The following is a 13,248-nucleotide window of genomic DNA, read 5'->3' as shown; positions in this document are numbered from 1 at the left end:
CCTCCTGACTTTGACCTTCTTTGACTAATTTGATTATACAAACTGATTCGACACCTTGTAAAGTAAAATGCTGTAAACAAAAAAACTCGACAACTGTCGAGTTTTGAGTAATTTAGCGAATGCCTAATGCAATTTTAGCGTAGCGTGACATGTGATCACGTGACCAGGGTGGATTGAACGTAATATTTACATCTGTTTCTTTTACCTCAGGTAACTGACCAAGAGCAGTTTTAACCTGATCAACAATCATCGGCCCCATCGGACAGCCAATTGACGTCAACGTCATCGTTACTACAGCCAATCCTTCTTCAGACAAGTCAACATCGTATACTAAACCAAGGTTGACGATATCAATTCCAAGCTCCGGATCGATGACTTCTTCAAGAGCACTCATCATACTATCTTTCATATCTTGATCCATTTTAATTCCCACCTTTCCGTTACTTGTAGTGTATCAAATGAACTTTACAATTGCCACCTTTGACGCTGTTTCGTGAGAAGAGTACACTAGTGTGTAGGGAGAGGTGAAAGTATGGAAAAACATTTGATCGTACTAGATCTGGATGGAACACTATTAACAGATGAGAAAGTGATTTCACCACGCACAAAAGAAACACTTAGAAAAGCAAAAGAAGCTGGGCACGAAATTATGATTGCGACGGGGCGCCCATTCCGTGCAACAGGTATGTATTATAAAGAGCTTGGTTTGACTACACCGGTTGTAAACTTCAACGGAGCGTATGTCCATCACCCACTATCTTCTAGCTGGCAAACACGACACGAACCAATCAATTTAAAAGTTGTCAAAGAGGTCGTTGATGCGGTTGAGGATTACGAAGTGAAAAACTTGCTAGCAGAAGTATTAGATGATGTGTATTTGCATCAACATGATGAAAAAATCATGAATGCATTTGCATGGGGAGACCCGAAGTTTACGACGGGTGACCTACGTAAATACCTGACGCAAGATCCAACAAGTATGCTGATTCATGCAGATGAGCAACATGTTGAATCGATTCGAAAACACCTTCGTGACGTTCATGCAGAAGTGATCGACCACAGACGCTGGGGCGCACCTTGGCATGTTATTGAAATCGTCAAAAGTGGGTTGAATAAGGCTGTAGGCATTCAACCTGTGGCTGAACACTTAAATATTCCAAAGAGCCGTATTATTGCTTTTGGAGATGAAGACAATGATTTGGAAATGATTGAGTACGCTGGAACTGGTGTTGCAATGGGCAATGCCATCAATCCTTTAAAATCAATTGCAAATGAAATCATCGGCACAAACAATGAAGATGGTATCGGGATTTATTTAGAAGAGCGTTTGAGTTTAAAACTACATGTATAGGAGGAATACAATGAAAATTTACGCGGATAGTGCTACTGATCTTCCTTTAGCCTACTTCCAACAAGCGGACGTGGACTTGTTCCCACTCCGTGTACATATCGAAGGAAACGATTATGAAGATATCCTAGGAATCCAAGCAAAAGAAGTGTATGACAAAATTCGTGAGGGCCACCAACCTAAAACCTCTCAAGTGTCCCCTGAAACGTTTTTACAAGAGTTTGAATCGTTAGCAAAGCGTGGAGAACAAGGAGTCTATGTTGCATTCTCATCTGAACTATCTGGAACGTATAATACTGCGGTAATGATGCGTGATCAAGTGCAAGAGAGTTATCCTGACTTCCAATTTGCTGTTGTCGATTCAAAATGTGCTTCACTTGGCTATGGAATGCTTGTTAAAAAAGCTGTCACTCTTCGTGAAAGAGGGCTTTCTGTTTCAGAAATCGAACAGCAACTTCTTGACACAATTTCAACAATCGAGCACTTCTTTACAGTAGAAGATTTAGATTATATGGCACGTGGAGGACGCGTTTCTAAGACGAGCGCATTTGTAGGGGGGCTATTAAACATCAAGCCTGTCCTACATGTCGAAGATGGAAAGTTGATTCCGATTGAGAAGATTCGCGGTCGCAAAAAAGTAATCAAACGACTCGGGGAGTTAGTCGGTGAAAACGGAAGTGAGTTAGCAAAGCAAACCGTGCATATCTCACACGGTGACGATGAAACTGCTGCCAATGAATTAAAATCACTGCTTGAAGAAACATACGGAGTAAAAGATTTTGAGATTCAGATGATTGGCTCCGCTATCGGTGCCCATGTTGGACCGGGTGCTTTATCTGTATTCTTCTACAATAAATTGACGTAAAAAAACCGGAGGGCCAAAGTGGCTCTCCGGTTTTTTAGTTCTGTTGTGCACGTTTTTGCTTCCCTTTTCTCCAAACAAGGTAAATAAAACCTAAGAACAAAGCATAAGCAATTGCCATAGCAATAATATAAGCCGTATTTAACCCTGAATTTTCTTTCACATGGTAGAGTTCAACTAATTCACGGTCAATCGTCAAGCGATACTCTCCATTATCTGCTTGACGCACCACGTCACGCCCAAATAGACCACGCAACTCCTTATCGACTCCCACAATTTCTTCTGAAGCAGCAAATGTTTTCGTGCCACTCGTATTATTGATGACTACGATAAAAGCCTCATTCTCTGTAGAGCGCTTAAAAACTAAGTATCCATCCTCTTCTTGCAACAATTCGAAATCACCACGCTGAAGGGCTTCCGATTGGTTGCGAATGGTTTGTAAGTCCTCGATAAATAGCATGATATCTTCATCAACACGGAAGTTCATGATTTGGTGACTAGATTCTTGTGAATCACCGTTCATGGCAATTTCTGTTCCATATGTCATTACAGGTACTCCTGGCAATGTAAGAAGCGATCCCATAGCTACCATAATACGTGTAGGGGGGAACATGTTTTCTTCAGTACTGAAGTAAGTAAAGCGTTCCGTTACTAAAGTATCCAATGTTAGTATGTCTGATTCAGTAAAATTGATCAGGCCACTCATCGGTTGGTCGACTGTTTTGAACGCTTGTTGAAATGCAGTAGTCGTATCAGATGAATAGTTTGCATCGAGTTCGAGATCAGTTTCTTCTAAACTGATGACATCACGTTCATCTGTATTGATTGCAGCGACAAATTGTTCAACTTCCGGTGTGATGGTTGCAGGGATGTTTGTCAGTTTCACCCCGTCAATAGGGAACCTTTCAACAAACGCTTGCATCTCTTGAAGGTTTTCAGGCGTTGCATCACCAATGGGTAAGTCGATCATAAGCTTCATATCTTTTGCGTGTAATTCGTCTAGTAAATCTACAAATTCTTCTTCTGTTCCGTATCGAGACTCGATTGAAGAATAGCTACTAATCTCAGAGCCATCATACTTTTCGGTTTCAAAGATGGGACCTATAGATATGTAGGTAAATCCCATGTCTTGAATGTGTGCGAGACGATCACGAATTCCGAGAAAATCTCCCCCCGCAAACGCTTGCGGGTCTTGTGTATTGACGTCTATGTCGTTGTTAGACGTTTGGTTAAAGTAGCGGTCAACGAGTAAGTCATAGATACTTTCCTGTTGCAATGAAGCAAATGCAGGTGTAGGTATGCTTAGCAGTAAGACGGCTACTACTAGTAATGGTATGCGTTTCATTCGGCTACTTCCTCCTTCATCTTTCTTTATTGTACCAGAGCAAAAGAGAAATTCACCTGCTACAATCTGAAGATTATGTGACCAACAAAAAACCACCCGACCGAAGTCGAGTGGTGAAATGGATTACGCTAAGAAATTGAATCCCATTGGAAGCTTGAATCCTAAGAATAGAGCTACGAATAAGAACACAAGCATCAATACAACAAATAATGTAGATGGCTGGCCCTTTTTCTTTTTCACAAGCGCCATCTCCATCATACCGATGACCAACACGCCTGCTAAAAATTTAAACCCGTACAGCATGCCCATTCCAAAGCCCATACCCTCAATGAAAAGAGCAAGTCCTGTAAGAATTACTAAAATATAATCTACACGTAAAATCATATGTACGATTTTCGTGTTCTTTGCAGCTGCTGGCATGAGGTAAGCGATGAAGAAAAGAGCAATTGCCAACACCCAAGTCGTGATGTGTAAATGAATTGATGCTAAAAAGTCCATGTCGTTCCTCCTAATTATTCAATATGTGTGACGAGCGTACCGATACCTTCTACGGAAACTTTAACCATATCACCAGACGCTAAAAACTTTGGTGGATCGAATCCTTTTCCAACACCTGCAGGAGTTCCTGTTAAAATAATATCTCCAGGTTCGAGCTCCACAACCGCGCTCAATTTTGAAACAATTTGTTCAATCGAGTAGACCATAGTCGATGTTTTTCCATTTTGACGAATTTCATCGTTTACTTTCGTCACAATTGTCAGTTCATGTGGGTTTGGAAGTTCATCTTTTGTCACTACGTAAGGACCCAGTGGACAGCTTCCTGCAAGACTTTTCCCTAAGAAATATTGTTGGTGATTCTTTTGAAGGTCACGTGCGGTAATATCGTTGCCGATTGTATAACCAAAGATTGCATCAAAGGCCATACGTTCTGGAATGGACTTCCCACCTTTTCCGATGACAATGGCAAGTTCCCCTTCATAATCTAACTGACTCGTCACGTCAGTGTGTAGAGAAATTGTTGCCTCATCTCCGACAATAGCTGTTGGAGATTTTGTGAAAACTACAAAATCAATCGCCTCTCCACCCATTTCTTTTGCATGATCTGCATAGTTTTTACCGATAGCAAAAATGTTTTTAGGTGTTCGTGGAATCGGCGACAACCATTCAATATCCGTAAACTCATGCTTGAATGTACCTGCTTCGTCACTTATCTCAGCTAGTTTTACTAACTTATTGATTTGCTCGACGAAGTCCATGCCCGTTGCCGTTCCCTCTGCAAGAGTAGCAGGAAAATCTGTAAATTTACCAAAGTGCTCATTGATCTTTTGAACATCCCATACGGCTTCTTGCTTTTTCACTTTCGGTCCAAACTTCTCATGCTGTTGATAGCGATAGGATAATAGTTTCATAAGACAGCTCCTTTTCCCTTTAACTACAGTCTATTATAGTTCGACTAAAATTTCATCTATTTGTTGCGTGGGTACGTCAAAGTCCGCCAAATTTTCTCCAGCGGCCCTTGTTTTGCACGTGACAACCAAAGTTCTGCAAAAATCACACAGAGTGCATAGATACCAAGAGCAATCCACGTACCTGCTACTACGTCTACCTGTCCATAGAAACCAAGCCCATACGAATAGAAGAATGTTGTGGCAAGAATTGACATTAAAATATAGATAGATAGAGACATGCGTCCCGCCGTTTCAAACGGTCGGAAAGCTATAAATGATGTGAACTTAGCAGCCAGTGCCAAAAACAGAAATGCGTATCCAATCGCTTGTATGGGTCCTCCAAATGAATCTTGAATCATTGCTGTCAAGATATTGCCTTCTGTAAAATACGGCACCCATTTCGTAACGGTACCTACTGTGGCAATACTCACCCCAATTAGGATACTTCTCACCGGATTGACACGAATAAAGCCTATCAGATTCCCTTTAGCTGCTGCAGCCCCAAGCATCATCAACGGAAGAATCGTAAAGAGCATCCACAATAAGAACAATCCACCTTGATTCATAAACATCCAGTCCGCTAAGCGCTGCGAGAAAGCTTCTGCATAGTTTCCTGAACCATAAGCCAGAATGGACGCCTCAATCCCTTGCACCGAGTTATACATTGCTAGTGCATTCGCATCAAGACGTGTCACTAAGAACAAAAGACCTGTGATTGCGATGTTCGGAATCATATAAAACAATAGAGCTAATCCAAACAACCATTTTGCAGACAGCCGTAACATAAATAACAAAACAAAACCACTTGCTGCATACGTAATTAATATATCCCCAGCCCATAACAAGAGGACATGAAGAATTCCAAATAACAGGAGCACGCCCATTCGTTTTAAACCGAATGAAACAAACTTGTCTTGCATTCGCTCAAATTGTAGAGCCAGACCGAACCCAAACAACATCGCAAAGAGTGGATAAAAACTGCCTTGTACCCATATATCAATCCACTGATACATCACTTTATCTTGGGGCACAGTGTACCAGTTAAATGGATCGAAATAGATATAGGGTGAATGGAAGAATAACATGTTCACGATGAGGATTCCCAATAAAGAAAACCCCCGTAACTGATCGATTTCTCGAAATCTTTCTTTAGATGTAACCGGTTGAAATTGCACGATTCTCATTCCTCCTAAATGTCGACTATCTCTCTATATGTGACGCTGTATATACGTTTAGAAGCTAGCTTGATTGCTAATATATCTTCTAAAGCATTGCCGTAAATCGTCATCTGCACAGAGTAACGATTCCGAAGTTCTTGTGCGATATTGTCTGGTTGATTTCTCAGTTCAACTAGCGCATCCGTTTTAAAATCAATCAAGTGCCAGTTGTCATTTTTATCTTGGAAGAACAGGTCAATGACCCCTTGGATGATTTGATGATTTCCCGCGTCATCTTGGTAGGCATAAGTAAACGGTTGCTCTCGGTAGTACTGTTTGGCAGCCAGCAACTCTTGCATCAACTCACTCTGCAAGAATGCATCAATATCTTTCACTCGTACAAGTTGTTTTTCTTCTTCCGTCAAGATTTCTCGTTGTACAAGTTCATTCAAGAAGTTTGGAATGTTTACGCTCTGAGAAATCGGAATATGTTGAAAAACACTATGATAAATCGTTCCACGAGAGGTAGCAGAAATACTAGATCCTCGTTCCATAAACGATGGAACTTCCCACTCTTCTTCTTGGAATGCACTTGGTGGACTTGCAAAAAAGTCTTCATTACTTGCTTCATAGAGCTGCACTCGTTTTAACTCACTAACTGTCTGTTTTGCCGCTTTTTTTGTAGCTACTTCAAACGGATAAGGTTCCAGATAGAAGTTTGGTAGAGACGCATTTTGCACACTCATTTGATCAAATTGCTTCACTTGTTCAAATTCCGCAACTTCTTTTTCTTCCATTATTTCGAGCTCGAAGTGAAATACTCCAGGCAACGGCTTGATTGCACTCGGTAAGAGACCGAGGAGCTGTTGAAACTCGGGAAGTCGCATCCAAGCTGGTCCTAACCAGTCCCAATAACTCTTGGCATTACTCCGCATGAATGGAGGGATAGGTGCAGTGGCAGGGACGTAACTTGCAGTGCCCCACTTCTCAACCGCTGCATCAACATCTGGAACAGTCAATACCATGAAAAGCTTCTCGCGTGCACGTGTCATTGCTACATACAAAATCCGCATTTCTTCCGCATTTGCCTGTAATTCTTTCGTTTCTTTTAATGCGTTATACGGCAAGGAATGGTAGGCAATTCGTAAATCAGGATCGATGGCTTTCACAGCAATTCCATAGTGTTGATCGAATAAGTAGTTTTCATTGAAATCCATTCGGTTGAAACCACGTGCCATTCCAGGTAAGAACACGTATGGGAATTCTAACCCTTTAGAGGCATGGATTGTCATAATTCGAACTACATTCTCCCGATCACTAATCGCCTTTGCCTCTCCCACATCATCTCCACGACTTCGAATTCGTTCGATAAAGCGAAGGAATCGAAAAACACCGCGGTATGATGTCTTTTCAAATTGCTCTGCTTGGTCAAGGAACAGATGGAGGTTAGATACACGCTGACTTCCGTTTGGCATTGTTGCCACTTGTTCAAGCAAATAAACATCTTGATAAATCGACCAGATCAAATCACTTAGTGGACCTGATTGGCTTTTCTTTTGCCATGCATTCAGCAGCACTACGAAATGCTGTACTTTTTCTCGCGTTGCTTGTGGCAGTCCTTGAAGAGCGTGACGATTCATAATCAAGTCATAATAGGAACATTTTTTATCAAAAGTCCGAAGTGTTGCTAGTTCCTCATCGTTCAACCCAATCATAGGAGAACGGAGTACGGCAACAAGGGGGATATCTTGCATAGGATTATCAATCACTTTTAACAGTTCCATCAGCCAGATGACCTCAAGGGCATCATAAAACCCTGTTTTCATCTCTACGTAAAGAGGAATGTGGTGTTTCTTAAATACGTCACTAAAGTCACCGGTCCACGTCATCGAGCGCATCAATACAACAAAATCCCGGTATTCGGCAAGTCTTGTTTTACCTGTCCAAGGGTCGGTCACTTCAGCTCCTGATGCGAGAAGTGTCTGAATTTTCGTGGCCACCCATTCGGCCTCAGCTCGCGCTTTTGACAGGTCCTCACCTTCTACATCTTTTTGCAAAATGTGGACGTCAATCGCTACATCAGAGTCAGGGTAAGGAGCTCCAGGCTTTAGGGAAGCATCTTCATCATAAGCAATTTCTCCAACATCTTCTCCCATGATTTGTTCAAAGATATAGTTGATTCCGCTCAGTACTTGTTTGCGGCTGCGGAAGTTAGCATTTAAATCGATTGCCTCTCCACTTTGAGTTGTCGTTTTATAGTCTTGGTACTTTCCGAGGAACAGCATAGGTTCCGCTAGACGGAAGCGATAAATAGATTGCTTCACATCTCCCACCATAAATAAGTTTCCTGTTGCATCATCCCCACTTTTTACGCGCTGAATGATACTTTCTTGCAAGAGGTTTATATCTTGATACTCGTCTACAAGTACTTCTTTAAACTTTCGGCGATAGCTCAGTGCAATGTCAGAAGGTGCCCTCTCGTCCGACAGAATTGCAAAGGCTTTATGCTCGAGGTCAGAGAAATCTAATAGGCTACGCTCTGCTTTTTTCTCTTCGTACCGAGCGGAAAACTCGTTGACACGTGAGACCAATGTTTCAATAATTGGATGCATGAAGCGAATCTCGTCAAGTAATCTTTCCGGTCGCCGCATAAAATAATCTTCTTTAATGTCCACTAGTTGCGTCTTGTACTGATTACGAATGGCTTGTGCTTGTTGTTTGACGTCTTCATCATGGTCCCCTCTAACAGCTTTAGCTGTTGGCCATTTGAAGTGTGAAAAGAAATCATATAAGTCTTGCCAAGTGCCACTCGTCACACACTCTTCGGCTGCAGAGAGAAGCTGACGGTCGAGTGCTGCAGTCTGCTCGAGTGCATCAAGACCACTACCTGAACGCGCGAGAGATTCCATTAATTGAACTTGAGAAAGCGCAGTTTGCACCCGATACAAAATCGATTTCTTTACTTGTTCCGTATACGGAAGGTCATCTACTGCCGTTGTTTTTGTTAATGCATATTGAGCAGTTACTCGACTTAACCAGTCATCTGGATTTGGGTGAACACGTGCGTATTTATAGAGTTGTCGAATTAAATGCTCTAGCGCGAGATCTGAGCGGTCTGATGAAAATGAATCCGCAAGGCGGTACATTCGCTCTTGGTCCATTTCATATGCTTCTTCAATGATTTCTTCTAATGCATCTTCTTGAAGGAGTGCTGCTTCATTTTCATTTGCTAAGCGAAATCCTGGATCGATATCGAGGAGGTACCCATGCTGACGAATCACTTGTAAACAAAACGAATGCAGTGTCGAAATGGATGCTTTATTCAGTAAATGCAGTTGTTTGCGCAAATGTTTAGAATCCGGGTCTTCTAATAATGCTTTTTCAAGGGCATCTCCTAATCGGTGACGCATTTCTGCAGCTGCTGCATTTGTGAATGTCACAACAAGCAGCTCATCGACATTCACTGGGTCATTTTTTCGAATGATTTTTTCAATTAAACGGCGAATAAGTACTGCTGTTTTCCCGGATCCTGCAGCAGCAGAGACGAGTGTATCGGAACCGTATTGCCAAATGGCTTGCCACTGGGCATCTGTCCACGTTTCCGTCTGTGGTTTTTCAGGTATCATGTCGGTTCCACCTCTGTCTTGATTTTATCGAGTAGTATCTCTGGTTTTTCAACGACCAATTTACGAATAGGTTGCTGTGGATTTTGAGTATCGATTTGGCAGACGCTGCGATATGCACAAAACTGACATGGCATTTTGTCTCTTAATTTATATGGCAGTACGCGTGCATCCCCAGCAAGCATTCCTCCTCCTGCTTGCCGATGACGTTTTCGGATAAATTCGCCTGTCTTTTTCAACTCCTCAGGCGGCACAACTTTTGATGTCACGCCATACGAGCCGTCTCGTTTCACATGAACTGGAACAATATCGGAATGCCCTTTCAGTTCATCATCCATCGCTTCGAGTACGTCCCATTCTGTCGTCAACAGGCCATCCATTTTGTAGGATTTTAATTTCAAATCCTCAATTTTTTGTTCAGGGAGCTCTTCTTTTGTTTGGTGTGTAGGTTCATGCAAGTGCAAATATAAGACGCCCCCGGGTTGTGCAGGGCTGTCTAACCATTCGGACGAAAAATGAGTGGCGACATCTAAATACGTGAGCAGCTGCAAAGAAAGACCGTGATACACTTCATTTAAATCAAGTCCTTTTTTGGATGATTTGTAATCAATGACACGAATGTAGTTTTGGTCATGAATCGTCGCTGCATCAATCCGATCAATTCGCCCTCGCAATTCCATTGTTGAGTTGTTGGCGAGTTGCAATTTCAATGGCGGTAACTGTTCTCCAAGTCCAAAACCGACCTCGATAGCAACCGGATGAAACTTCGACCGCGTAGCATGCTGACGCATTGCATTTAATGTAGAAGATACGATTCGAGTCAACTTACGCGTGATGTATTGATACCGGTTCGTACTGAGTAGCAATTGATTGAAAAATAAAGGGACGATATGAGCAATAGCTTTACTAGCAAGTTCTGTAGACTGTTTTTGTGTTAAATCACTCCAAGCAATCGAGTGCTCGGTTGTATAATCGGATATCCATTTTAACGTTGCATGGAAAAGGTCTCCCATGGCAGGGGCTTCTAATTTAAATACATCTCGCCCCTTCAGTTCTAGGCCATACGCTGCAAATTGCTTGAATGGGCAACTGTAATACGTTTCAACACGTGATACACTGCCCTTGATTGTTGAAGTATACAAATTAGTAGCTGCTTGTCGTGAAATTTTTTCTGTTCCTGGATTTCGCTCGAGCGGTTTTTCAATATGCTCGACAACCGATTGCCAATAAGGGTCATCAAGCAAAAAACGTTCAACACCCTGCCAGTAAATTGGAAGTGGAAAACCTTGGTGCTGTTCATATTTTTTTAAACCGAACCCTATTAATGCACTACGTGGATGGTTGATGAGATGAGGCGTGTCACCATCAAAATCTTTTAAAGCTATTGTTTGTGTTAGTGATTCAGAGAACAAGCTTGCTAAGCGCTTCACATAGATAGAAGGTAACAACGCTTTTCCTTCTGAATCCGCTAGCACATAGCTGATTGAAACGTGATGGCTGGCTGTTGTAAGTACTTTATAAAGAACATAATTTTCTTCTAATAACTGTTCTTTAGTAGTAGGTGCAAGTTCGAGTCCTGTTGATGCTAAAAAGTTTCGGTCCTCATCAGTCAGTAAGCCTTCGTTATCGATTCTCTTAGGAAACGTTCCATCATTCATCCCTAATACAAACAGTGCTTTGATTCCTAAAAATCTCGCTGTGTCTGCTTGACCAATAATGACTTGATCGATACTCGGTGGGATTTTAGAAAAGCATAATTGATCAAAGCCTTCCTCTAAAATCGCAGATGCATCTTCTGGTGTAATGGATTGATTGCGGAACATCAATTCAAATTGTTCGAGAACATGCGTCCATTCTTTCCATACTTGTCGGTGTTCTACAGCTTCATCTTGCAAAGATTGTTGCTCCGCTTGTTGTTGCAGAACTGACAGCTTTTGAGGGACCGCAGCAGTTTGAATGGCGGTGACTAAGGCATTCGCAAACTCAAGTGCAGATGTACAAGAATTTAAAGTCTCTGCAAATGGACGAACGACAGCAAGAATCCGGTCTCGAGTTGCTTTCAATTCTTGTTCACTTGCGCGTTCTTCATCAGTTTGTGGCGACTTAAAATACTCCATTCCTCGTATACGTTTGACATGCCACCAGCTATCCGTCCACCATCTGTCTCCTCTGATGCCTCTTTCTAAAACAAAGTTTTCCAAACGATAAACACGCGTTCTCCAGGTGTCATCATTAGGTACTATAAGACCCGTTTTGATGGCGCGGAACATCGCTTCATACGAGAAATTGGTCTGATGGATTGCAAATAACGCTTTACTAAGTTCAATCAACGGATGGTCTAGCATCGGTCTTTTTTCATTGCTAAAGTGTGGAATATCTACTTGAGACAAACTGGTCTTCAGCAGTTGCTCGTATGTTTGTGCATCTCTATGAACGATGGCAATATCTTTGTAGCGATAGCCTTTTTCAAATACTAAATGACGAATTTTTGCTGCTACCGCGTGTACCTCTACTCGAGGGTTGGTAGCTTCAATTACTGTGATTCCTTCTGTATCTGAACTAGTAGCAGGTCGCAATTGATCAAACTGCGCTTCTGCATGACGAAGGCCATTCGTTTGTAGCCTGTGCTGATTAATAAGATGAAGATCTGGATGCACTGGTACATCTTGTTCAAAAGCCAGTTTCTCTATCTTCGCAAGGGTAGTCGCCGGTGCATGAAAAAGACTATCTTCGTCTAGCGCTTCGTGACGTGCATGCAGAGGTAGAGCAATATGTACTTCTTTAGCATGGCACATGAGCTTCTCTACTATGGAAAGCTCAATTGGTGTAAACGCAGTAAATGAATCAATATAAAATTCACTTTCTGCAATCAAAGATGATTTCGGAATTTGTTCAATCAATAGGCGCAGGTGTCCTTCGCCATCGATGTATTCAGTTCCCAGACGCGCTTCAAGCTCTTGTGTAATTGTCATCAAGTCTTGTGCTTTTTGTTGCAGTGGAACGGGCGCACCTTGTTCCTGCAACCTTTTCAGACTCGCATTTAACGTTTCAGGCGTAATGGTATATCTACTGATTTCTTTTAGCATTGTCTCCATTTGATCAGTAAACCCGCGCTTACTTGCAGCGCGTGAAAAAAGCAAGAACTTGTCTTTGTGTGTTCGCAGCAAACTCCTAATGAGCATGCGGTAGCCAACACCATTTACTTCCTCACGGGTGATTCCACCTGTTTCTTGCAAAACACGCCATGCCAGTCGTTTAAAGGTTGTAACTTGGCTTCTAATCAATCCTCGTTGCCCTAGATGTCGTGCTAAATGCCATTCTGCAGTAAATGACATCTGATCCGGCACGAGGTAAAAGAGTGGGTCTCCTAGTGATTGTGTTTTTGTCTTAGCAACAAGCTCATTCATAATTGTCGTTGTCTTGCCACTACCTGTTCGTCCTGTAATAAAGCGTAGTCCCATACAA

General features: G+C 42.1%; 9 protein-coding genes. 2 read left to right on the top strand and 7 right to left on the bottom strand.

Going from position 1 to position 13,248, the window contains the following annotated elements; translation table 11 throughout:
• Positions 1-112 precede the first annotated feature (112 nt).
• The gene (locus JOD03_RS00550; protein WP_204588872.1) at positions 113-421 is read right to left on the bottom strand and encodes a metal-sulfur cluster assembly factor; all 309 of its coding nucleotides are present in this window, start codon (positions 419-421) and stop codon (positions 113-115) included.
• A 111-nt stretch (positions 422-532) separates the two neighbouring features.
• Between JOD03_RS00550 and JOD03_RS00545 the strand changes: the two genes are divergently transcribed.
• Positions 533-1,351: a Cof-type HAD-IIB family hydrolase gene (locus tag JOD03_RS00545; protein ID WP_204588871.1), complete on the top strand. Its 819-nt coding sequence runs from the start codon at positions 533-535 to the stop codon at positions 1,349-1,351.
• A gap of 10 nt (positions 1,352-1,361) precedes the next feature.
• Positions 1,362-2,213: a DegV family protein gene (locus JOD03_RS00540; protein ID WP_204588870.1), complete on the top strand. Its 852-nt coding sequence runs from the start codon at positions 1,362-1,364 to the stop codon at positions 2,211-2,213.
• A gap of 34 nt (positions 2,214-2,247) precedes the next feature.
• Here JOD03_RS00540 and JOD03_RS00535 read toward each other — a convergent pair whose 3' ends face one another.
• The 6 genes from JOD03_RS00535 to addB form a co-directional block, all read right to left on the bottom strand.
• The gene (locus JOD03_RS00535; protein ID WP_204588869.1) at positions 2,248-3,555 is read right to left on the bottom strand and encodes an alpha-amylase family glycosyl hydrolase; all 1,308 of its coding nucleotides are present in this window, start codon (positions 3,553-3,555) and stop codon (positions 2,248-2,250) included.
• 123 nt (positions 3,556-3,678) lie between these two features.
• A complete protein-coding gene (locus JOD03_RS00530) occupies positions 3,679-4,053 on the bottom strand; it encodes a YisL family protein (RefSeq protein ID WP_204588868.1) in 375 nt (124 codons plus the stop codon).
• A gap of 14 nt (positions 4,054-4,067) precedes the next feature.
• Entirely contained in the window at positions 4,068-4,964 is an 897-nt protein-coding gene (locus JOD03_RS00525; protein WP_204588867.1) for a fumarylacetoacetate hydrolase family protein, read from the bottom strand.
• A gap of 56 nt (positions 4,965-5,020) precedes the next feature.
• Positions 5,021-6,187 (bottom strand): DUF418 domain-containing protein, encoded by a 1,167-nt coding sequence (locus JOD03_RS13870; protein WP_204588866.1) that lies wholly within the window; start codon positions 6,185-6,187, stop codon positions 5,021-5,023.
• Positions 6,188-6,192: 5 nt separating this feature from the next.
• Positions 6,193-9,786, bottom strand: coding sequence for a helicase-exonuclease AddAB subunit AddA (addA, locus tag JOD03_RS00515; protein ID WP_204588865.1), 3,594 nt, complete (start codon positions 9,784-9,786; stop codon positions 6,193-6,195).
• Positions 9,783-13,244 carry a helicase-exonuclease AddAB subunit AddB gene (gene addB / locus JOD03_RS00510; protein ID WP_204588864.1) on the bottom strand — a complete coding sequence of 1,154 codons (3,462 nt, stop codon included), beginning with the start codon at positions 13,242-13,244 and terminating at the stop codon, positions 9,783-9,785. Before addB ends, addA begins: the two co-directional genes overlap by 4 nt.
• Positions 13,245-13,248 lie beyond the last annotated feature (4 nt).

Origin of the sequence: Chryseomicrobium aureum (assembly GCF_016909155.1) — a bacterium.
GTDB lineage: Bacteria > Bacillota > Bacilli > Bacillales_A > Planococcaceae > Chryseomicrobium > Chryseomicrobium aureum.
This window is presented reverse-complemented; position numbering and strand designations above follow the sequence as displayed.